Genomic DNA, 21,172 nt, shown 5'->3' on the forward strand with positions numbered 1-21,172 from the left:
AGAACGGTCAGGCGGCGTTGTCGGGGGTCGCCGCCTCGCCCAACTCGGCTGAGATGCGACCCAGTTGCTCGAGCCGCTGTTCCAGGCTCGGGTGGGTGGAGAAGAGCTTGCCGAGACCGGGCCCGGCGCCCAGGGCGGGCGTGAAGTAGAAGGCGTTGAAGGCCTGCGCCGTCCGCAGGTCCTTCGTCGGGATCCGCGCGATGTCCCCGGAGACCTTCGTCAGCGCGGACGCGAGCGCCGAGGGCCGGCCGGTGAGCAGTGCCGCGGAACGGTCGGCGGCCAGTTCGCGGTACCGGGACAGGGCCCGGATGAGCAGGAAGCTGATCGCGTACACGGCCGCGGAGACGGCCATCACGGCCATGAAGATCGCCACGGTGTTCTGGTCCTTGCGCCCGCGCCCGCCGAAGAGCTGCGAGTAGAAGGCGAACCGCACGATCAGCCCGGCGATCACCCCGAGGAAGGAGGCCACGGTGATCACGGCGACGTCCTTGTGCGCCACGTGCGACAGCTCGTGCGCGAGGACGCCCTCCAGCTCGTCGGGCTCCAGCCGGCGCAGCAGCCCGCTCGTCACGCACAGCACCGCGTGGTCGGCGTTCCGTCCGGTCGCGAACGCGTTCGGCATGTCCAGGTCGGAGACGGCGACGAGCGGCTTCGGCATGTCGGCGACCGCGCACAGCCGGTCCACGACCCCGTGCAGCTGCGGATGCTCCTCCCGCTCCACGATCCGCCCGTGCATCGCGTACAGGGCGATGCGGTCGGAGAACCAGTACTGGGCGCCGAGCATCGCGGCGGCGACGACCACGACCAGTACCCAGGACTTCAGCAACACGATCAACGCGGCGACGAAGGCCACGTACAGCAATCCGAGCAGGAACAGCGTGACCGTCATCCGCACGGTCAGCCGCCGATCGCTCCGGAACCGGCTCTGCATTCTGCATCACCCCGAACTCAGGCACTCACGCACTCGTCCCGCTTCCATTGTGCGCCCGTGCCCGCCCAAGAACCGGTGCCGAACGACCCCACGGGAGGCAAAGAACAGCCCTGCCGGCCGTCACTTCCTTATGCGCCGCACACCCCACCGAGCGCCGCGCGCGACGGCCCACGCGCCGCGTACGACGACCCGGGTGCCGCGCACGACGGAGCCCCGCCACCACCCGAGGGCGATGACGGGGCTCCGTACGGAAGCCGGGCCGGCTCACACGTCGTAGTACAGCTCGAACTCGTGCGGGTGCGGACGCAGCTGCAGCGGCGCGATCTCGTTCGTGCGCTTGTAGTCGATCCACGTCTCGATCAGGTCGGACGTGAAGACGTCGCCCGCGAGCAGGAACTCGTGGTCGGCCTCGAGACGGTCGAGGACGGCCGGGAGCGAGGTCGGGACCTGCGCGACACCCGCGTGCTCCTCGGGGGCCAGCTCGTACAGGTCCTTGTCGATCGGCTCGGCCGGCTCGACCTTGTTCTTGATGCCGTCGAGGCCCGCGAGCAGCAGCGCCGAGAAGGCGAGGTACGGGTTGCCGGAGGAGTCGGGCGCGCGGAACTCGACGCGCTTGGCCTTCGGGTTCGAGCCCGTGATCGGGATGCGCATGGCCGCGGAGCGGTTGCGCTGCGAGTACACCAGGTTGACCGGGGCCTCGAAGCCGGGGACCAGGCGGTGGTACGAGTTCACCGTCGGGTTGGTGAAGGCGAGCAGGGACGGCGCGTGCTTGAGGATGCCGCCGATGTAGTAGCGGGCGGTGTCCGAGAGGCCCGCGTAGCCGGCCTCGTCGTAGAACAGCGGGTCGCCGTTCGCCCACAGCGACTGGTGCACGTGCATGCCCGAGCCGTTGTCACCGAAGATCGGCTTCGGCATGAAGGTCGCGGTCTTGCCGTTGCGCCAGGCGACGTTCTTCACGATGTACTTGAAGAGCTGGAGGTCGTCGGCGGCGGCGAGCAGCGTGTTGAACTTGTAGTTGATCTCGGCCTGGCCGGCGGTGCCCACCTCGTGGTGCTGGCGCTCGACCTGGAGGCCGGACTTGGCCAGTTCCAGGGAGATCTCGGCACGCAGGTCGGCGAAGTGGTCGACCGGCGGGGTGGGGAAGTAGCCGCCCTTGTAGCGGACCTTGTAACCGCGGTTGTCCTCGACCGCACCGGTGTTCCAGGCGCCCGCCTCGGAGTCGATGTGGTAGAACGCCTCGTTCGCCTTGGTGTCGAAGCGCACGCTGTCGAAGACGTAGAACTCGGCCTCGGGGCCGAAGAACGCGGTGTCGGCGATGCCGGTCGAGGCGAGGTAGGCCTCGGCCTTCTTCGCCACGTTGCGCGGGTCACGGGAGTACTGCTCGCCCGTGATCGGGTCGTGGATGAAGAAGTTGATGTTGACCGTCTTGTCGCGGCGGAAGGGGTCGACGCGCGCGGTGGACAGGTCGGCGCGGAGCGCCATGTCGGACTCGTGGATGGCCTGGAAGCCGCGGATCGAGGAGCCGTCGAACGCGAGCTCCTCGACCGGGTCGAAGGCCTCGGCCGGGATCGTGAAGTGCTGCATCACACCCGGCAGGTCGCAGAACCGTACGTCGACGAACTTGACGTCCTCGTCCGCGATGAACTTCTTGGCCTCGTCGGCGTTCTGGAACATCCAGCTCCTCCTACTCCCGCCCACTGTGGACCGGGGTGGTAGTTCGTTCGTGCGGCCAGTGCGGTGGCACACGCTGGGGCCTGACCATAGGGACGGGGGATTTCTCCAGCGTGACCCATTTGTTTCGCCCAAGTTAACCGACCGGGGCTGCCCGGGCCCCTCGTGTCCGTATGCCAAAACGGGCACAGTACCGTTGACGGGTGGACAACAGGCAAGCAATCGGATCGTGGCTCTCCGGACCCCGGGCCGCGATGGAGGACTCCGGCGCGGAACTGGGATACCGGGGCGAGCAGCTCGGTCTGCCGGAGCACGGGCCCGGCTCCATCGCCCGTCCGGGACGCCGCCTCGGCGCCCTCGCCGTCGACTGGGCCCTGTGCATGGTGATCGCATACGGGCTGCTCACCGACGGCTACGGCCAGGCGACCGGGAACTGGGCGCTGCTGGTCTTCTTCGCCCTCGGTGTCCTGACGGTCGGCACCGTCGGCTTCACGCCGGGCAAGCGGCTGTTCGGCCTGCGCATCGTGCCCGAGGGCGGCGGGCGGCTCAACCCGCTGCGCGCCCTGCTGCGCACGGCCCTGCTGTGCGTCGCCGTCCCCGCCCTGGTCTGGGACCGCGACGGCCGGGGTCTGCACGACCGCCTCGCCCGGACCGTCGAGGTCCGCGCCTAGGGCGTGGTGCGGGCGTCCCGCCTGCCTCGCGACGCCCGGCACGTCCTCTGGCCGCACCGGGCGAAAGTCTGAGTACGTCCCGTACACGGCCTTCCACGGGCACTCCCCCCAGCCTCGGGTCGGGGGGACCCCGGAGCGGGCACCGGGTGCCGGGATGCCGCGAGGCCCGTCCTCCGGGCGGACGACGGGACCTTTCGCAACACACCATGTCCGGGCACGGCGACCGGGTAGGGCGTGCGGATACGGCGACCGGGCACGACGACCGGACACGACGAAGGGGGCGGCCGGAGAGATCCGGTCGCCCCCTTCGTCGTGCGCACGTAGGAGGGATGTCAGCGGGTCTTCGGACCGCCGCGCGGCATCCGCATGCCCTTGGGCATCGGGCCCTTCGGCAGCGGCATGTTGCTCATCAGGTCGCCCATCGCCCGCAGCCGGTCGTTGGTGGCGGTCACCTGGGCGCCGGTCAGGACGCGGGGGAACTTCAGCATCGTGGTGCGGAGCTTCTTGAGCCCCACCTGCCCCTCGCCGGTGCCCACCAGTACGTCGTGCACCGGTACGTCCGCGACGATCCGCGCCATCTTCTTCTTCTCGGCCGCCAGCAGGCTCTTCACCCGGTTCGGGTTGCCCTCGGCCACCAGCACGATGCCGGCCTTGCCGACCGCGCGGTGCACCACGTCCTGGCTGCGGTTCATCGCCACCGCCGGGGTGGTGGTCCAGCCCCGGCCGATGTTGTCCAGCACGGCCGCGGCGGCGCCCGGCTGGCCCTCCATCTGTCCGAACGCGGCCCGCTCTGCCCTGCGCCCGAAGACGATCGCCGACGCGAGGAAGGCGAGCAGAAGGCCGAGAATGCCCAGATAGACCGGGTGGCCGATCAGGAAGCCGATCGCGAGGAAGACACCGAGGGTGACGATTCCGACTGCCGCGAGTACAAGACCGATCACTGAGTCGGCCTTGCGGGTCATCTTGTAGGTCAGGACGATCTGCTTGAGTCGTCCGGGGTTCGCAGCGTCCGCTGCCGGTTCCTTCCTCGCCATGCCACGAAGTCTACGTGGCCCGGCAAGGACCGACGACGGCAGTGTCCGGGCGGACGGCGGCAGCGCCCGCGGCCGGGGTACGCGGCGAGGCGTGTGGCGAGGCGTGCGACGGCTACGGACGCGTCGCCACGGACTCCAGCACGCGCTGCGCCTCGACCCGGTCCTTGGCGCGACGGCGGTCCTCCAGGACGGAGGTCCAGGCATTGCGGCGGGCGGTGCGCTGGCCGCTGCTCATGAGCAGCGACTCGACGGCACGGAGTGCATCGGTGAACGACGGGATCGCGGTGGCGCGTACGGGCGCGGCCTGCATGATGAGAGGTCCCCCCTCGGGATGACGGCTCGTGGGACGGGGCGGTACGTGGCGTAAGACCAGGGTCACTGATTGGTGTTACCAGGGCGTGACCGACCGGTCAAACACCAATGAAGCCTTGATGCAGCAGGTCTCCAGCCTGACGCGGTCCTGACGGGGGTCCCCAACTGCGCGGACGGCCGCGAGGGTGCCGAATTGGCCACTACCGGGCGGTAGTTGCTTGTGCGCCGACTCACACGCGAGCGGTGGCACTCAGTGCCACCGCTCGGGTTGAACCGGTTTCCCCCGACTGCTCCGTACGGGGGTGCCGCGCGTCGGTCAGACGGCCTGCGAGGCGACGTACGCGCCGCGCTTCTCGACGGCCATCCGGTACAGCCGGCCGGCGCGGTACGAGGAGCGCACCAGGGGGCCCGACATGACGCCGGAGAAGCCGATCTGCTCGGCCTCCTCCTTGAGCTCCACGAACTCGTGCGGCTTGACCCAGCGCTCCACGGGGTGGTGGCGCACGGACGGGCGCAGGTACTGGGTGATGGTCACCAGCTCGCAGCCCGCCTCGTGCAGCTGCCGCAGCGCCTCGCCGACCTCCTCACGGGTCTCGCCCATGCCGAGGATGAGGTTCGATTTCGTGACCAGACCGTAGTCCCGGGCCTCCGTGATGACCTTCAGGGAGCGCTCGTAGCGGAAACCCGGGCGGATGCGCTTGAAGATCCGGGGGACCGTCTCCACGTTGTGCGCGAAGACCTCCGGCCGCGAGGAGAAGACCTCGGCGAGCTGGTCGGGCTCGGCGTTGAAGTCCGGGGCGAGCAGCTCGACCTTGGTGCGGCCCTCCGCGCGCTCGGCGGTCTGGGCGTGGATCTGGCGGACCGTCTCCGCGTACAGCCAGGCGCCGCCGTCCTCCAGGTCGTCGCGGGCGACGCCGGTGATGGTGGCGTAGTTCAGGTCCATGGTGACGACGGACTCGCCCACGCGACGGGGCTCGTCACGGTCGAGGGCCTCCGGCTTGCCCGTGTCGATCTGGCAGAAGTCGCAGCGCCGGGTGCACTGGTCCCCACCGATCAGGAACGTGGCTTCCCGGTCCTCCCAGCATTCGTAGATGTTGGGGCAGCCCGCCTCCTGGCAGACCGTGTGCAGCCCCTCGCTCTTCACGAGGCTCTGCATCTTCGTGTACTCGGGGCCCATTTTCGCCCGGGTCTTGATCCACTCGGGCTTGCGCTCGATGGGGGTCTGGGCGTTCCGGACCTCCAGGCGCAGCATCTTGCGTCCGTCGGGTGCGACTGCGGACACATCGGCTCCCTGTAGCTTCGATTCTTCGGCGTACACCAGGGTACGCCCGTGCGGTGCTTGCTCCCCGGGGTGGGCAACCTTGGGGAGCGAGGGTGCATTCCCGGGGCCGGTCGAGCGGTTTCCCGCGCTCCGGAGGGTTCCCGTCCCCGGGGTGTTCCCCGGTGCGTTTCCTGGAGGGCTCCCTGGAGTGCTCTCCCCGGGGCGCTCCCCCGGAGGGGATGTCAGGCGGAGGCCCGCTCCACCTCGCGCGGCCTGAGGTCGGCGTTCCCCAGTACGCCTCCCAGGTGCTTCTCCACGGCGGGCAGTACGTCGGCGATGGTGAGCCCGCGGCCCAGCTCGTACGCCAGTGACGTCACGCCCGCGTCCCGGATGCCGCACGGGATGATCTTGTCGAAGGACGAGGTGTCGGGGTTCACGTTCAGGGCGAACCCGTGCATGGTGACGCCCTTGGCGACCCGGATGCCCATGGCGCAGATCTTGCGGTCCTCGCGCCGTTGGCCGGCGTTGGAGGGCGCGTACTGCGGTCCGTTCAGCCGCGGGTCGAACTCCTCGTCGGCGAGCCGGGGGTCGAAGTCGAGGGAGAGCCCGCCGGAGGGGCGCTGCTCGACCGGGTCGCCGAGGACCCAGACGCCCGCCCGGCCCTCCACCCGGCTGGTCTCGACGCCGAACTCCGCGCAGACCCGGATCATCGCCTCCTCCAGGCGCCGCAGGTGCGCCACCACGTCGACGGGGCGGGGAAGCTTCTGGATGGGGTAGCCCACGAGCTGGCCCGGCCCGTGCCAGGTGATCTTGCCGCCACGGTCCACGTCGACGACGGGCGTGCCGTCGAGCGGGCGCTCGTTGTCCGCCGTACGCCGGCCCGCCGTGTAGACCGGCGGGTGCTCCAGGAGCAGGCAGGTGTCAGGGATCTCGTCCAGGAAGCGGGCGTTGTGCACCCGGCGCTGCTCGTCCCACGCCTCCTGGTAGTCCACGGCGTCGGCACCGAATCCCATGCGGACGAACCGCAGCTCACTCACGGCAAGTGCCTCCCTCGAAGTCCACGACCGCGGTCCGGCACATCCGCGGAACCGTTGTCCGGTACGCGAAAGAACCTTTCGTCAGGTACGTAACGCGCCCACGCCACTGTACGTCCGGGCCCGGCGCGTCAGCCCAAAGGGCAATCCTCACACGATCGGATGAATGTATGCCGAAAGGTGCGATCGGGTGCTCACGCTCAGCTACATTCGCGCCGTTCACGAGGCCATAAGGGCTGCTCACAGGCGGGCACGCAGTGGTGCCCGAAAGGCAGGAGACCGCACCGCAGATGACGGAACGACCCGCGCAGCGCACTCCCAACCGCCAGCTCGCCGCGCTCATCGCAGAAGCGGGGTTCTCCAACGCCGGTCTCGCCCGCCGCGTGGACCAGCTCGGCCTCGAACACGGACTCGATCTGAGATATGACAAGACATCGGTGACACGGTGGCTGCGCGGGCAGCAGCCCCGGGGCACGACCCCCGCGCTCATCGCCGAGGTGTTCACCCGACGCCTCGGACGGCGGCTCACCGCGCAGGACCTCGGGCTCGACGCCTGCGCCCCCGTCTACGCGGGCCTGGAGTTCGCGGCGACCCCCGAGGAGGCCGTCGACATCGTCAGCGGGCTGTGGCGCAAGGACTCCGGCAGCCACGCCGAGCTGCGCAAGATCGCCTTCACCCCGGCGGGACTCGTCGTCCCCAGCCGGGACTGGCTGATCGGCCGGGCCGACGACCGGGTCGGCCGCGGCGACCAGACCGGCGCGCGCATCCCCGCACAGGCGCGCCCCGCCTCGCCCAGGTTCCCGGTCGCGCCCGAACCGGGAGATCCTCCGGCCCGTCGGCGCAACCAGACCGAGCGCGGCCCCGGTCAGCGGGTCACCGGCGGCGACATCGCCGCACTGCGCTCGGTCGGCGAGCTGTTCCGTGCCCTTGACCACGCCTACGGCGGCGGCCACGCCCGGCAGGCGCTGGTCCGCTATCTGGAGCACGAGGCCGAGCCGATGCTGCGCGGTGTCTACGGCGAGCAGACCGGACGCCGCCTGTTCGCCGCCGCGGCCGACCTCACCCGCCTCGCCGGCTGGACCTCGTACGACATCGCCGCGCACGGGCTCGCGCAGCGCTACTTCGTACAGGCGCTGCGGCTGTCGCAGGCGGCCGGGGACCGGGCGTACGGCTCCTACGTGCTGGTGACCATGAGCCGGCAGGCCGTCTATCTCGGCCACGGGCGCGAGGCCGTCCAGCTCGCCCGGGTCGCCCAGCAGGGCGTCGGCTCGTCGGCGCCGCCCGTCGTGCAGGCCATGCTGCACTCCGTCGAGGCGCGCGGACACGGGGTGCTGGGGGAGGTGCGGGCCTGCACGGCGTCGCTGGTGCGCGCCGAGCGGGCGCTGGAGACCGCCCGGCCCGGGGACGACGCGCCGCACTGGGCGCGGTTCTTCGACGAGGGACAGCTCGCCGACGAGTTCGGGCACTGCCACCGGGATCTGCAGCAGTACCGGGCCGCGGCGCAGCACGCCGAGCGCTCGCTGCAGTTGCGGGCGCCCGGGTACGCGCGCAGCCGACTCTTCTGCCGGGTCGTGCTCGCCACCGCGCGGCTCGGGCTCGGAGAACTCGACCAGGCCTGCCAGCTGGGCGCGGAGGCGGCGGGGCAGGCGGCGGAGATGCGGTCGGTACGGGCCGTCGAGTACGTACGGGACTTCGAGCGCCGGCTCGAACCGTACCGGGACGCCGCACCCGTGCGCGGCTACCGGGACCGGGTGGCCGCGCTCGGGTGACCCGGAGGTCAGGCGGCCGCCTCCAGCGGCTCCTCGGCCGCGGCCGGACGGGTGCCCAGATCCGCGAGCAGGGCCTGGGCGGCCCTGCGGCCCGAATGGAGGGCGCCCTGGAGCGTGCCGGTGTCCCGATGGTCGCCGCAGACGTACAGGCCCGCCAGGAGGCGTACCGGGCGGCGCAGGTCGTGCGGTGGGGGCATCGCGGGGACGGCGTCGGGGGTGTGGTGGACCGCGAGGAGTTCCCAGCGGCCCGTCGGCGTCCCGTACAGACGCGCCAGCTGGGCGCGGACCGCCGCGTCCAGCGGGGCGGCGGACGGCGGGACACCCAGCACCGTCGAGGAGATCAGGACGCGTCCGGCCGGGGCGCGGCTCGGATCGACCTGGCTCACCACCGCCGTGTGCGCCACCGGGCCGCCGCGGTCGGCGTCCAGGAGCAGGGCGGGCTCGGCGAGCGGTGGCTCGTCCGTGGTGTGGTGCAGGACCGTCACCGGGTGGAAGTCCGGGACGCGCAGTCCCGGCAGCAGCCGGGCGGCGTCGCGGGCCCCGGTGGCCAGCAGGATGGCGCGGCAGGTGAGCCGGCCGTGGTCGCGTGTGGTCACGGTGGTCGTGGAGACCGCGGTGACCTGGACGCCGGTGCGGACGGTGCCCGGGGGGAGGGAGGCCGCGAGGAGCTCCGGCAGGGTGTCCGCTCCGCCCTCCGGCAGACAGAGCCGGCCCGACGCGAACGAGTGCAGGGCCAGGTCGGCGGCCCGGCTGGAGGCGGCGAGGCCCGGATCGCACAGGAGCGCGGCGAGCAGCGGGCGCAGGAAGCCGTCGACCGTACGGGGCGGCAGTCCCCGGGCGGCCAGCGCCCGCGCGGCGGGGAGCTCGGGGCGGGTCAGGAGGCGCTCCGGCGGGGTGGCCGCGAGGCGGGCGAGGGCGGCGGTGAGACGGGTCTGGTCGAGGGGGCCGCCCAGCGGGCCGGACCGGGGGACCCCGCCCTGGCTCCGGGCGGGACGGGAGACGCTCCGGGCGGCGGCCCGGGGGAGTCGGGGGGCGCTTGCGAGGGCGCGCGCCGCGGTAAGTGCGCCCCTTGCGCTCCGGGGGGTGAGGGCGCCGGCGCGGTGGTGACGGCCGTCGCTGTGCAGCAGGACGCCCGGGGAGAACGGACGCAGGGTCAGGCCCTCCAGGCCCGGGGTGCGGCGTAGTTCCGGATACGACGTGGACAGCAGCCGGCCGACGCGGTCGAGCCGGAATCCGTCCACCTTCTCCGTCGACATGCGGCCGCCCACGGTGGGGGCGGCCTCCAGGACCACGGTGGTGAGCCCCGCCCTGGTCAGGTGCTGGGCGGCCGCGAGGCCCGCGGCTCCGGCCCCGACGATGACGACGTCCACGTCCGCTTGACATACGGGCTCTAGCACATGCCCCTCCTCGAGGTTGCGCGGCCGGTGGGGACGTCATGCCCCCAACATGCCCTGGGAATACCCGAGTTCGGGTCGAGAGTAGGGGGGCGGGCGGCGTGGGGGAGTCGCGCGTCGGGTGTGCACGGTCGCATGGGGGTGCATTCGGTTCGTGTACGACCGGGTGGTTTCGCCCCGGCCGCCCCCGCAGCGCCCGAAGGCCTCGTCCTCAAGCGCCGGACGGGCTGGATACGCGCGCCCGCACCACCAGCCCGTCCGGCGCGTGAGGGCAAGGCACTTGAGGACAAGGCCCTTGAGGCCGGAACGGGGGTCTGGGGCGGCAGCCCCCAGGAACGGATGCGGTCGGACAGGGGCGAAGGGACCCGGTCAGCGCAGGGCCGCTCGGAGCGTGTCCTCGATCGACGGGAACGTGAAGGTGAAGCCGGACTCCAGAAGGCGGCCCGGCAGGACCCGCTGACTGCCCAGGATGTCCCCGGACATGTCACCGAGAGCCACCCGCAGCACCCCCGCGGGAGCGGCCAGCACCGTGGGCCGCCGCAGCACCCGCCCCATCGCCGCCGTGATCTCACGGTTGGTCAGCGGCTGAGGCGCGGTCAGATTGACCGGCCCGGACAGCGACGGCGTGTCGACGAGGTGCCTGATCGCGGCCACCTCGTCGTGCACGGAGATGAAACTCCAGTACTGACGGCCGTCCCCCATACGCCCGCCGAGCCCCGCCTTGAAGAGGGGAAACAGCCTCCCCCACGCCCCGCCCTCCCGCGCCACCACCAGCCCCGTACGGGCGAGCACGGTGCGGACACCCGCCTGGCGGGCCGCGGCGGCCGCCCCCTCCCACGCCACGCACACGGAGGGCAGGAACCCGTCCCCGGCCGGCGCGGACTCGTCCACCGCCCGCTCGCCCGTGTCGCCGTAGAACCCGATGGCGCTGCCGTTGACGAACACCGCAGGGCGCTCGTCGAGGGACGCCACCGCCTCGGCGAGCACCGTGGTCCCGCGCACCCGGCTCTCCCGGATCGTCCGCTTGTACGACTCCGTCCACCGTCGCGAGGCGACGCCCGCTCCCGCGAGGTTCACCACCGCCGCGCACCCGGCGAGCGCCCCCGCGTCGACCCCGCGCCCCTCCGGATCCCACCGCACCTCGCTCCGGGCGCGGGGTGCCCGCCGCACCAGGCGGACCACCTCGTACCCGTCCGCGGTAAGGGAGCGCGTCAGCGCCGAACCGATCAGGCCGGACGCACCGGCGATCACCACGCGGGAACCCGGAGCAAGCGGTGAGTCGTTCATGCGCCCATCCTGCCCCGCGACCCGCGAAAAGGCGGGCGGGAGCCCCGTGGCGCCGCCGTACAGTGATCCTCATGCCGGTACCGCACATACGCTTCGCCACGCCGGACGACGAGGACGTCCTCGGCCGTCTCGACCGCGCCACCTGGTCCACGCTGCACGCGGTCATGCCCCGCCCCCAGCCGCCGTACCCGCCCTTCTACAACGACCGGTTCGGACCCCGCGACTATCTGGTCGCCGAACTCGACGGCGTCCTGGTCGGGTACGTCAGGCTCGGCCACCCGACCACTCTCGCCTGCAACTCCCACGTCCGGCAGATCCAGGGACTCGCCGTCTCCGACGCGGCCCGCGGCGCCGGCGTCGGGCGGGCGCTGCTCCGGGCCGTGCAGGAGGAGGCCCGGCGGCAGGGCGCCCGGCGGATCTCGCTGCGGGTCCTCGGGCACAACACCCCGGCGCGGAAGCTGTACGAGTCCGAGGGGTTCGTGGTGGAGGGGGTCCTGCCCGAGGAGTTCCTGCTGGACGGCGAGTACGTCGACGACGTGTTCATGGGCCGCGGTCTCTGACCCCGCTCCTCGGCCCACGACCGGACTCGGCCCACCTCACGAGGTGACCAGGTCACCCGTGTCCACCGGCGCCGTCGCCCGCGCCGCCCGCCGCGCGTCGCCGCTGACCTCGTCCGCCGTCAGGACGTAGCCGGTCTCGTCGTCCGAGGTCGAGCGGGCGAAGACGACCCCGTACACCCTGCCCTCGGTGGTGAGGAGCGGCCCGCCGGAGTTGCCGGGGCGGACGGTGGAACGGATCGAGTAGATCTCCCGGGTGACGGTGTCCGTGCTGTAGATGTTCTGGCCCCGCGCGTTGATCTGGTTCGCGACCGTCGCCGCCTGGAGGTCGAGACCGCCGTCCTGCGGGTAGCCCGCGACCACCGCCGAGTCACCGCGCGCGGCGCTCGTGTCGAAGCGGAGGACCGGCGCCCGGAGACCGGGGACGTACAGGACCGCGACGTCCTTCTGCGGGTCGAAGAACACCACACGCGCCGAGTACACCCGGCCCACGCCGCCCACCCGCACCGTCGGGTTGTCGATGCCCGCCACCACATGGGCGTTGGTCATCACGTGCCGCGCCGCGTACGCGAACCCGCTGCCCTCCCGGCCCTGGGTGCCCGCGGCGCCCTCGATCTTCACCGTGCTCAGCTTGGCGGCGGTCGACGCGGACTCGGTCACGCTGTCCCCGGAGGGCTTGGCGACGCCCGCCGTCGGCTCGTTCTCGAACGGGTTGAAGACCTGCGGGAAGCCCGCTTCCGTGAGCGCCGAGGTCGCCCGTGAGAACCAGGTGGGCGTGGTGTCCGGCATCGCTTTCTGCACCGCGCCCAGCAGGGCCGAACCGCGGATCGACTGCGTGATCAGAGTGGACGAGGAGGCGCCCAGGACGCTCGCCGCCACCCAGGCCACCAGCAGCACCGCCAGTGTGTTCGCCGCGGCCCCGCCGATCCCGTCCGCGACCCGCAGCGGTCCCCGGTCCAGCTCGCGGCGCAGTTTCAGCGCCAGCCGGCCCGCCAGCTCGTGGCCCACCACGGCCGGGACCAGCACCGTCAGCACCGCGGTGACCGTCGCCGCCGACGTCCCCGCCGTCACCAGGTCCATCATCCAGGGCAGGACCCAGACGCCGATGACCGCGCCGCCCACGAACCCGGCCAGCGAGACGCAGCCGGCGACCAGGCCGCGCCGGTAGCCGGACGCCGCGTAGGCAAGGATCACCAGCATCAGCAGGATGTCGAGCAGGTCCACGGAGCCGCCTTTCTCTAGGGCCCCTTAGTACGCGCGGGGCGGGCTCAGTGATCAGGCACGCGCGCGTGGTCCCGTGAAGGGGCCACGCGTGCGTCGGACTGTGAAAACGCTCCGGACCAGGGAGATGGTTCCACCAGGTGGCACAGTGCACATCGCGCGGCCGGAGGATCCGGGCGAGGGTGAGCGCATGCGTGTCGTCCGGAGGACGCGAGGGGCATCGCGGGAATCAGGCGGGGAGCGTCTTCGCCATGCGCTGGAATGGGTGCTGCTGTGGCTGCGGTGGTGGCTGCCGCGGCGACCGGCGTGGAGCGGGAACTGGTGGGTCTGGTGCGTGACGTGCCGACCGGTGTGGAGCCGGCCGGTGTCGTGGCGAGGGGTGTGGGACCGGGGACGGTGGGTGACCTGGCGGCCGGTGTGGAGCGGGCGCCGGTGGGCGACGTACCGACCGCTGCGGGGCCGGTGGGCGACGCGGCCCACGCTGATCGTGCTCGGGTGTGTCTCCGGGCTGCTCGCCGTGCTCGCGCTCGTGCTGTGCGCCCGCGGAGTGGAGCGTGTGGTGGGCCGCTCCCGCACCGCGGCGCCCCCGGCCGCCGTGCGGCCCGCCGTTCACACAGCCGTGCGGCCGGCCATCGTGCCTCGGTCGCGCTGGCTGGACGCCCTGACCGCGCACGGCCAGCCACCGCCGCGTTACGACGACCGGGTCGTCGCGGTCTTCGTCCACCACACCGACTCGCCGAACGTGTACGACTGCGCCGACGTACCCCGCATCATCCGGTACCTCTACGCCGGGCAGACCGGCGTCCGGAACTGGGACGACATCGGCTACAACTTCCTCGTCGACCGGTGCGGGACGATCTACGAGGGGCGCGCGGGCGGGGTCGACCGGGCCGTCACCGGTGCCCACACCCAGGGCTTCAACCACCGGACCGCGGGGATCGCGGCCATCGGTACGTTCACGGAGGGGGCGGTGGTGCCACCGGCGATGACCGAGGCGATCGCGGCGCTCGCCGCGTGGAAGCTGGGGCTGGCGGACGTGGATCCGCGGAGCAGCGTGCGGCTGGTGTCCAGCAACAGTCTCAGTCGGTATGCCCTGGGTACCGCGGTGGTGCTGCCGTCGCTGGCCGGTCACAACGCCGGGTTCATGACCACGTGTCCGGGCGCCGCGCTGACGGCTCGCCTGCCGGCCATCCGTACGAGGGCCGCGGTCCTGCAGGGCCGGCACTGAGGCTCCGCCGGGTTTCCTCGCCCTCGCCGCCCCAGCCCTTCCCCAAGCTCTCGGCTTCGCTCGAGCAGGAGGACCCCCATCGTCCCCGGGGCTCCGGCCCCGGACCGGGCCGAAGCGGGGCTCCGGGGGCGACAGCCCCAGGCGCGGCGGGGGACGGCAGAGTCGAGTACCGGCAAGCACTCCCACCGCTCACCCCCGGAAGCGCTCCCACAACTTGGGATACCGCTCGGCGAGCACCCCTTCGTTCTCGAAGTCGAGCGGCGTGCCCTCCGGCTCCGACGACGCCGGGGGAATCCCGAGGTCGGGTGCGACGACCCCGGTGAGCTGCTCGTACGCCTCGTCCGCCGCGTACCCCAGCTCCTCGCCGTCCCCGTCGAGATCCTCGTCGAAGTCGTCCAGAAGCTCGGCGAGGGCGTCCGGATCGTGCATGGCCCCCTCGAAGACCTCACGCCCCTGGCCGATCAGCCAGCACCGGAAGAAGTCGAAGGCGTCGTCGCTCACCCCGTCGAGCAGCACCCACGCCGCGCCCCACAGATCCCAGCGGTAGGCACGGTTGTAGCGGGCCTCGAAGTGCCGGGCGAAGTCGAGCACGACCTCCGGATCCCGCTGGACGAGCCGTTCGACGAGCAGGTCGGCGTGGTCCTCGGGGTCGCCCTCGACGGCCTCGCGGGTCGTGTCCACCAGCTCCCAGAACTCCGTCTCGTCCATCACGGGTCAAGCATCGGGCCTGAACGGGAGTGACGCACGCGGAGTGCCGCAGATTGTTATGCGCGCACATGCCGACGGTAAAACCGGCAGGTGCGGGGTGCTTCGCGGACCCGGTCACGCATAGAGCGCCGCCAGCCGCGCCGCGTCCGCGGCGAAGCGCTCGCGCAGGGCCGCGGGGGAGACCACCTCCACCTCGGGCCCGAGCCCCGTGAGCTGCCCATGGGCGACCTCCTCGGACTCGACGGGGAGCGTGAGGGTCACCCACCCCCGGTCGTCGGGGGCACCGCATCCGTCCAGGGCCGCCCTCGCCGCCGTGGGATCGACGGCGTGGGGCAGACGCCGTACCCCGTCCGGGGAGAGCCGTACGACGGCCTCGGCCCGCAGGATGGACCGCGCGAACTGCCCGGCCCGCTCCTCCCAGAACCCGGGCAGGTCGAAGCCCTCGTCCCGCCGGAACCGCTCCTCGCCGAGACCGACCGCGGTGAACCGGTCGATCCGGTACACCCGGAAGGTCCCCGCCTCCGGCACCCGCGCGCACAGATACCAGACCCCCGCCTTCAGCACGAGCCCGTACGGCTCCAGCGTCCGCTCCACCTCCACCCCGTCGCGCCCGTAACGCGCGACGACCGGCCGGTCGTCCCACACCGCGTCCGCGACCGGCGGCAGCAGCTCGGGCGCCCTGGGCTCGCTGAACCAGGCGGGCGCGTCCAGATGGAAGCGCTGCGCCGCCGTCCGTGAGGCGTCCCGCAGGGCGGGCAGCAGGGCCGCGGAGACCTTCAGCCGGGCCGCGGACGCGGTGTCCTCCAGACCCATCTCGCGCAGCGCCCCGGGCACCCCGCTCAGGAAGAGCGCCTCCGCCTCGCCGCGCGCCAGGCCGGTGAGCCGGGTGCGGTAGCCGCCGATCAGCCGGTAGCCCCCCGCCCGCCCCCGGTCCGCGTACACCGGGACCCCCGCCTCCGAGAGCGCCTGCGCGTCCCGCGCGACGGTCCGCTCGGAGACCTCCAGCTCCCCCGCCAGCTCGGCGGCGGTCATCGACGCCCGCGACTGGAGCAGCAGCACCATCTTGATCAGGCGGGCAGCACGCATGGGTTCATCATGCCGGGCGCCACCGACAGCGAGCCGGGCGGCGACGACGGCGAGGGGGCGACGACGGCGAGGGGGGTACGGCGGCCGCCGTACCCCCCTCGCCGGGACGAACCTCAGGTCCTACAGGCCGTAGCGCTCCCGGGCTTCCTTCACCGCGGACGCCTTGACCTCACCACGGCGGGCGAGCTGCGCCAGCGCCGCGACGACGATCGACGGCGCGTCGACGCCGAAGTGACGGCGGGCCGCCTCACGGGTGTCCGAGAGGCCGAAGCCGTCGGCACCGAGCGAGGAGTAGTCCTGCTCGACCCACTGCGCGATCTGGTCCGGGACCTGGCGCATGTAGTCGGAGACCGCGAGCACCGGGCCCTCGGCGCCGTGCAGCGCCTGGCGGACGAACGGCACCCGCTCCTCGCCGCGCAGCAGCGCCGCGTCGGCCTCCAGCGCGTCGCGCCGCAGCTCGGTCCAGGACGTCGCGGACCACACGTCCGCGGCGACGCCCCACTCCTCGGCGAGCAGCCGCTGCGCCTCCAGGGCCCAGTGGATCGCCGTGCCGGAGGCCAGCAGCTGGACGCGCGCGGCGTTGGCGGCCGGGGACAGGCCCGCCGACTCGGCCGTGTTGAAGCGGTACAGGCCCTTGACGATGCCCTCGTCGACGCCGAGCCCGGACGGCTTCGCGGGCTGCGGGATCGGCTCGTTGTAGACCGTCAGGTAGTAGAAGACGTTCGGGTCCTCGCCCGGCGCGGTCTCGCCGTACATACGGCGCAGACCCTCCTTGACGATCGCCGCCACCTCGTACGCGAACGCCGGGTCGTAGCTGAGCGCCGCCGGATTGGTCGCCGCGATGACGGGGGAATGGCCGTCGGCGTGCTGGAGGCCCTCGCCCGTCAGCGTCGTACGGCCGGCCGTGGCGCCGACCAGGAAGCCGCGGCCGAGCTGGTCGGCGAGCTGCCACATCTGGTCGGCCGTGCGCTGCCAGCCGAACATCGAGTAGAAGATGTAGAAGGGGATCATCGCCTCGCCGTGCGTGGCGTACGCGGTGGACGCGGCGATGAAGTCCGCCATGGAGCCGGCCTCGGTGATCCCCTCGTTGAGGATCTGGCCGTCCTTGGCCTCCTTGTAGTACATCAGCTGGTCGCGGTCGACCGGCTCGTACGTCTGGCCCTTGGGCGAGTAGATGCCGAGGGAGGGGAAGAGGCTCTCCATGCCGAAGGTGCGCGCCTCGTCGGGGACGATCGGCACCCAGCGCTTCCCGGTCTCCTTGTCACGGACGAGGTCCTTGACCAGGCGGACGAAGGCCATCGTCGTCGCCACGTTCTGCGTGCCGGAGCCCTTGTCGAAGGAGGTGAACGCCTTGTCGGCGGGGGCGGGCAGCGGGGCGAGGGCGTGCGTACGGCGGGCGGGGGCCGGGCCACCGAGGGCCGCGCGGCGCTCCTGGAGGTAGCGGACCTCGGGAGCGTCGGCGCCCGGGTGGCCGTAGGGAACCACACCGTCGGCGAACTGGCTGTCGGAGATAGGCAGTTCGAGCAGGTCACGCATCTGCTTGAACTCGTCCGTGGACAGCTTCTTCATCTGGTGGTTGGCGTTCTTGGACGCGAAGCCCGTGCCGAGCGTGAAGCCCTTGACCGTCTGGGCCAGGATCACCGTCGGTCCGTCCCTGTGGGCCAGCGCGGCGCGGTAGGCGGCGTACACCTTGCGCGACTCGTGGCCACCGCGGGAGAGGTGGAAGCACTCGGTGATCTTGTCGTCGCTCAGCAGCTTCGCCATCTCGACGAGCGCCGGGTCGGCGCCGAAGAAGTCCTGGCGGATGTAGGCGGCGTCGCGGGTCTGGTACGTCTGCACCTGGGCGTCGGGTACCTCGCGCAGCCGGCGTACGAGCGCGCCGGTGGTGTCGAGCCGGAACAGCTCGTCCCAGGCGTTGCCCCACAGGGACTTCACGACGTTCCAGCCGGCGCCGCGGAACTGGGCCTCCAGCTCCTGCACGATCTTGAAGTTGGCGCGGACCGGGCCGTCGAGGCGCTGCAGGTTGCAGTTGATGACGAAGGTCAGGTTGTCCAGGCCCTCACGCGCGGCCAGGGCGAGTGCGGCCGTCGACTCCGGCTCGTCCATCTCGCCGTCGCCGAGGAACGCCCACACGTGCGACTGCGAGACGTCCTTGATGCCGCGGCTGGTGAGATAGCGGTTGAAGCGCGCCTGGTAGATCGCCGACAGCGGGCCGAGACCCATCGAGACGGTCGGGAACTCCCAGAGCCAGGGCAGCCGGCGCGGGTGCGGGTAGGACGGCAGGCCGTTGCCCCCCGCCTCCTGGCGGAAGTGGTCGAGCTGCGCCTCGGTGAGGCGGCCGTCGAGGAAGGCGCGGGCGTAGATGCCGGGGGAGGCGTGGCCCTGGATGTAGAGCTGGTCGCCGGACCCGTCCCCCTCCTTGCCCTTGAAGAAGTGGTTGAAGCCCGTCTCGTAGAGCCAGGCCGCGGAGGCGAAGGTGGCGATGTGACCGCCCACGCCGTGTTTCGCGCCCCGGGTCACCATCGCGGCCGCGTTCCAGCGGTTCCAGGCGGTGATCCGGCGCTCCATCGCCTCGTCGCCGTCCACGACGGGTTCGGCGGCGGTGGGGATGGTGTTGACGTAGTCGGTCTCAAGCAGCTTGGGCAGCGCGAGGCCGTGGCCCTCGGCGCGCTCCAGCGTGCGGCGCATCAGGTACGCGGCACGGTGCGGCCCGGCCGCCTTGGTGACGGCGTCCAGGGAGGCCTGCCATTCGGCGGTCTCCTCGGGGTCGCGGTCCGGGAGCTGGTCGAGCTCGCTCGGCTGGATTGCGGTGGGGTCGGTCATTGCGCCGCCTTCCGGAGTCGAAGGGGGTTCCCTCAGCTGGTAAGGGTTCGGGGTCGCCCTTGGTCTTTGGCAGGACAGGGCTCAAGGGCTCTGGTGTGAGCCCGGGATGACTGTAACCCCCTGATCGATGATCGATCAAAGAAATCCGGCCGAAAACCTCTTCGTCGGGCGAAAGTCGGCACGGGGTGCCTCGGTGGCGGGCACCGGGTGCCTTGAATTCGGGAGATTCTCGCAGGTGAGCGCGGCCGCGCTCCGCTGTCTCAAGGTCGCGGAGCGCAGCCGAGGACATGCGCCTTCACCAGTTCCGCGATCAGCGGGTCCCGGCGCCGGAAAGCGTCCACGAGCGCCTCGTGCTCCTCCGCGTACGACTGCTGGACCGTACCCAGCCAGCGGATCGACAGCGCCGTGAACACCTCGATGCCCAGACCCTCCCAGGTGTGCAGGAGGACGGAGTTGCCGGCGGCACGCACCAGTTCCCGGTGGAAGGCGACGGTATGACGGACCTGGCCGGTTCCGTCCGACAGCCGGTCGGCCTCGTACAGCGCGGTGACGTGCGGCTCCAGGGCCGAGCAGTCCTGGGCGAGCCGATCCGCCGCCAGCTCGGCCGCGATGGCCTCCAGACCGGCCCGTACGGGGTAGCTCTCCTCCAGGTCGGCGGCCGTGAGGTTGCGCACCCGCACGCCCTTGTTGGGCGCCGACTCGATCAGCCGCAGGGACTCCAGCTCCCGCAGCGCCTCCCGGACCGGGGTCTGGCTGACCTCCAGCTCGGTCGCGATCCGCCGCTCCACGATCCGCTCGCCCGGCTTCCAGCGCCCGCTCACGATCCCCTCCACGATGTGCTCGCGGATCTGTTCGCGCAGCGAGTGGACGACGGGCGCGGTCATGAGGGCTCCTTCGGCGGGGGGCTCTGGATCCAATACTGCGGCCCGAAGGGCCTCGTTGAGGGGTGGTGACCGGGGACGAGCGGGACCCAAGGGCGTTTGACCTTTAGACAATAAGGCCGCGCCGCTGGGGGAGAGAGGCGCACGGGGGCGCTTTCGTGCAGGTGAGACGAGACTTACACGCCGGCGGAGGGGTCCCGCCAGGGTGTGTGGCCGCTCGCGGCGGGCACACACGCGACGCCCCCGTCCGGAGGGTTCCGGACGGGGGCGTCGCGTGCGCTGGGGTGGGACTACAGGCCGAGCTCGACCTCGAACTCGCCCGCCTCCAGGATCGCCTTGACCGCGGTCAGGTAACGGGCCGCGTCGGCGCCGTCCACCAGACGGTGGTCGTAGGAGAGCGTCAGGTACGTCATGTCGCGGACGCCGATGACCGTGCCCTCCTCCGTCTCGATGACGGCCGGACGCTTGACCGTCGCGCCGATGCCGAGGATCGCGACCTGGTTCGGCGGCACGATGATCGTGTCGAAGAGCGCGCCGCGCGAGCCGGTGTTGGAGATGGTGAAGGTCGCGCCGGACAGCTCGTCCGGAGTGATCTTGTTGGCCCGGACCTTGCCCGCCAGGTCGGCGGTCGCCTTCGAGATACCGGCGATGTTCAGGTCGCCCGCACCCTTGATGACCGGGGTCATCAGGCCCTTCTCCGAGTCCACCGCGATACCGATGTTCTCGGAGTCGAAGTAGGTGATCGTGCCCTCGTCCACGTTGATCCGGGCATTGATGACCGGGTGGGCCTTCAGCGCCTGGGCCGCCGCCTTCACGAAGAACGGCATCGGGGAGAGCTTGACGCCCTCGCGGGCCGCGAAGGAGTCCTTCGCCTGCGCGCGGAGCTTCATCAGGCGGGTGATGTCGACCTCGACGACCGAGGACAGCTGGGCCTGCTCGTGCAGGGCCTTCACCATGTTGTCGCCGATGACCTTGCGGATGCGGGGCATCTTGACGGTCTGGCCGCGCAGCGGGGAGACCTCGAGGACCGGGGCCTTCTTGGCGGCGGGGGCGGCGGCCGCGGCGGGCGCCGGAGCGGCCGCGGCGGCCTTGACGGCCTCCGCGGCGGCGATGACGTCCTGCTTGCGGATGCGGCCACCGACGCCGGTGCCCTTGACGGCGGCCAGGTCGACACCGTTCTCGGCGGCGAGCTTGCGCACCAGCGGGGTCACGTAGGCGCCGTCGTCACCGGAGGTCGCGGCGGGCGCCGGGGCCGGGGTGACGGGGGCGGGCGCGGCCGGCGCGGGAGCCGGGGCGGCGGGCGC

Annotated in this window: 18 protein-coding genes; 4 read left to right on the top strand and 14 right to left on the bottom strand. The window is 72.0% G+C overall.

The features are described from left to right. Positions 1-7 precede the first annotated feature (7 nt). Together htpX and glnA are read right to left on the bottom strand one after the other, a co-directional pair. The gene (gene htpX / locus ABZV34_RS17205; RefSeq protein ID WP_356276547.1) at positions 8-931 is read right to left on the bottom strand and encodes a zinc metalloprotease HtpX; all 924 of its coding nucleotides are present in this window, start codon (positions 929-931) and stop codon (positions 8-10) included. A 264-nt stretch (positions 932-1,195) separates the two neighbouring features. Beyond that, positions 1,196-2,605 carry a type I glutamate--ammonia ligase gene (gene glnA, locus ABZV34_RS17210; protein WP_356276550.1) on the bottom strand — a complete coding sequence of 470 codons (1,410 nt, stop codon included), beginning with the start codon at positions 2,603-2,605 and terminating at the stop codon, positions 1,196-1,198. A gap of 200 nt (positions 2,606-2,805) precedes the next feature. Here glnA and ABZV34_RS17215 point away from each other — a divergent pair, with 200 nt between their 5' ends. Then, positions 2,806-3,273 (top strand): RDD family protein, encoded by a 468-nt coding sequence (locus ABZV34_RS17215; protein WP_356276553.1) that lies wholly within the window; start codon positions 2,806-2,808, stop codon positions 3,271-3,273. A gap of 332 nt (positions 3,274-3,605) precedes the next feature. On the opposite strand, the gene ABZV34_RS17220 is transcribed toward ABZV34_RS17215, so the two are convergent. From ABZV34_RS17220 to lipB, 4 genes are all read right to left on the bottom strand, one after another. After that, positions 3,606-4,307 (bottom strand): DUF4191 domain-containing protein, encoded by a 702-nt coding sequence (locus ABZV34_RS17220; protein ID WP_356276556.1) that lies wholly within the window; start codon positions 4,305-4,307, stop codon positions 3,606-3,608. Positions 4,308-4,419: 112 nt separating this feature from the next. Continuing rightward, complete coding sequence (locus ABZV34_RS17225) at positions 4,420-4,617, bottom strand: hypothetical protein (RefSeq protein ID WP_148013661.1); 198 nt, start codon at positions 4,615-4,617, stop codon at positions 4,420-4,422. Between the two features lie 318 nt (positions 4,618-4,935). Beyond that, a complete protein-coding gene (lipA, locus tag ABZV34_RS17230) occupies positions 4,936-5,901 on the bottom strand; it encodes a lipoyl synthase (RefSeq protein ID WP_356276559.1) in 966 nt (321 codons plus the stop codon). Positions 5,902-6,122: 221 nt separating this feature from the next. Beyond that, positions 6,123-6,917: a lipoyl(octanoyl) transferase LipB gene (gene lipB, locus ABZV34_RS17235; RefSeq protein ID WP_356276562.1), complete on the bottom strand. Its 795-nt coding sequence runs from the start codon at positions 6,915-6,917 to the stop codon at positions 6,123-6,125. A 287-nt stretch (positions 6,918-7,204) separates the two neighbouring features. On the opposite strand from lipB, the gene ABZV34_RS17240 reads away from it, so the two are divergent. Beyond that, the gene (locus ABZV34_RS17240) at positions 7,205-8,683 is read left to right on the top strand and encodes a regulator (protein WP_356276565.1); all 1,479 of its coding nucleotides are present in this window, start codon (positions 7,205-7,207) and stop codon (positions 8,681-8,683) included. A gap of 8 nt (positions 8,684-8,691) precedes the next feature. Here the strand turns inward: ABZV34_RS17240 and ABZV34_RS17245 are convergent, their stop codons facing one another. Further along, positions 8,692-10,080, bottom strand: coding sequence for an NAD(P)/FAD-dependent oxidoreductase (locus ABZV34_RS17245; RefSeq protein WP_356276568.1), 1,389 nt, complete (start codon positions 10,078-10,080; stop codon positions 8,692-8,694). A gap of 366 nt (positions 10,081-10,446) precedes the next feature. Continuing rightward, positions 10,447-11,364, bottom strand: coding sequence for a TIGR01777 family oxidoreductase (locus ABZV34_RS17250; protein ID WP_356276571.1), 918 nt, complete (start codon positions 11,362-11,364; stop codon positions 10,447-10,449). A 71-nt stretch (positions 11,365-11,435) separates the two neighbouring features. Here ABZV34_RS17250 and ABZV34_RS17255 point away from each other — a divergent pair, with 71 nt between their 5' ends. Next, complete coding sequence (locus ABZV34_RS17255; RefSeq protein ID WP_356276574.1) at positions 11,436-11,924, top strand: GNAT family N-acetyltransferase; 489 nt, start codon at positions 11,436-11,438, stop codon at positions 11,922-11,924. Positions 11,925-11,960: 36 nt separating this feature from the next. On the opposite strand, the gene ABZV34_RS17260 is transcribed toward ABZV34_RS17255, so the two are convergent. Continuing rightward, positions 11,961-13,145 (bottom strand): MarP family serine protease, encoded by a 1,185-nt coding sequence (locus tag ABZV34_RS17260; RefSeq protein ID WP_356276576.1) that lies wholly within the window; start codon positions 13,143-13,145, stop codon positions 11,961-11,963. Between the two features lie 481 nt (positions 13,146-13,626). Here ABZV34_RS17260 and ABZV34_RS17265 point away from each other — a divergent pair, with 481 nt between their 5' ends. Next, complete coding sequence (locus ABZV34_RS17265) at positions 13,627-14,370, top strand: peptidoglycan recognition protein (RefSeq protein ID WP_356276621.1); 744 nt, start codon at positions 13,627-13,629, stop codon at positions 14,368-14,370. Positions 14,371-14,559: 189 nt separating this feature from the next. Here ABZV34_RS17265 and ABZV34_RS17270 read toward each other — a convergent pair whose 3' ends face one another. The 5 genes from ABZV34_RS17270 to sucB form a co-directional block, all read right to left on the bottom strand. Beyond that, entirely contained in the window at positions 14,560-15,078 is a 519-nt protein-coding gene (locus tag ABZV34_RS17270) for a DUF4240 domain-containing protein (RefSeq protein ID WP_356276623.1), read from the bottom strand. Positions 15,079-15,192: 114 nt separating this feature from the next. After that, positions 15,193-16,164, bottom strand: coding sequence for a WYL domain-containing protein (locus ABZV34_RS17275; protein WP_356276579.1), 972 nt, complete (start codon positions 16,162-16,164; stop codon positions 15,193-15,195). A 120-nt stretch (positions 16,165-16,284) separates the two neighbouring features. Next, positions 16,285-18,987, bottom strand: coding sequence for a pyruvate dehydrogenase (acetyl-transferring), homodimeric type (gene aceE / locus ABZV34_RS17280; RefSeq protein ID WP_356276582.1), 2,703 nt, complete (start codon positions 18,985-18,987; stop codon positions 16,285-16,287). 260 nt (positions 18,988-19,247) lie between these two features. Continuing rightward, positions 19,248-19,871 (bottom strand): GntR family transcriptional regulator, encoded by a 624-nt coding sequence (locus tag ABZV34_RS17285; protein WP_356276585.1) that lies wholly within the window; start codon positions 19,869-19,871, stop codon positions 19,248-19,250. Between the two features lie 287 nt (positions 19,872-20,158). After that, positions 20,159-21,172 (bottom strand): 2-oxoglutarate dehydrogenase, E2 component, dihydrolipoamide succinyltransferase (gene sucB, locus ABZV34_RS17290; RefSeq protein ID WP_356276588.1); only part of this gene is annotated, 1,014 nt, incomplete at its 5' end.

It is taken from the genome of Streptomyces sp. NPDC005195 (assembly GCF_040608315.1).
Taxonomy (GTDB): domain Bacteria; phylum Actinomycetota; class Actinomycetes; order Streptomycetales; family Streptomycetaceae; genus Streptomyces; species Streptomyces kaempferi.

What these genes read in the sequence shown, in the direction of transcription:
- htpX (WP_356276547.1), bottom strand. Translation starts at nt 931, where the DNA reads ATGCAGAGCCGGTTCCGGAGCGATCGGCGGCTGACCGTGCGGATGACG.
- glnA (WP_356276550.1), bottom strand. Translation starts at nt 2,605, where the DNA reads ATGTTCCAGAACGCCGACGAGGCCAAGAAGTTCATCGCGGACGAGGAC.
- ABZV34_RS17220 (WP_356276556.1), bottom strand. Translation starts at nt 4,307, where the DNA reads ATGGCGAGGAAGGAACCGGCAGCGGACGCTGCGAACCCCGGACGACTC.
- ABZV34_RS17225 (WP_148013661.1), bottom strand. Translation starts at nt 4,617, where the DNA reads ATGCAGGCCGCGCCCGTACGCGCCACCGCGATCCCGTCGTTCACCGAT.
- ABZV34_RS17240 (WP_356276565.1), top strand. Translation starts at nt 7,205, where the DNA reads ATGACGGAACGACCCGCGCAGCGCACTCCCAACCGCCAGCTCGCCGCG.
- ABZV34_RS17250 (WP_356276571.1), bottom strand. Translation starts at nt 11,364, where the DNA reads ATGAACGACTCACCGCTTGCTCCGGGTTCCCGCGTGGTGATCGCCGGT.
- ABZV34_RS17255 (WP_356276574.1), top strand. Translation starts at nt 11,436, where the DNA reads ATGCCGGTACCGCACATACGCTTCGCCACGCCGGACGACGAGGACGTC.
- ABZV34_RS17270 (WP_356276623.1), bottom strand. Translation starts at nt 15,078, where the DNA reads ATGGACGAGACGGAGTTCTGGGAGCTGGTGGACACGACCCGCGAGGCC.
- ABZV34_RS17275 (WP_356276579.1), bottom strand. Translation starts at nt 16,164, where the DNA reads ATGCGTGCTGCCCGCCTGATCAAGATGGTGCTGCTGCTCCAGTCGCGG.
- aceE (WP_356276582.1), bottom strand. Translation starts at nt 18,987, where the DNA reads ATGACCGACCCCACCGCAATCCAGCCGAGCGAGCTCGACCAGCTCCCG.
- ABZV34_RS17285 (WP_356276585.1), bottom strand. Translation starts at nt 19,871, where the DNA reads ATGACCGCGCCCGTCGTCCACTCGCTGCGCGAACAGATCCGCGAGCAC.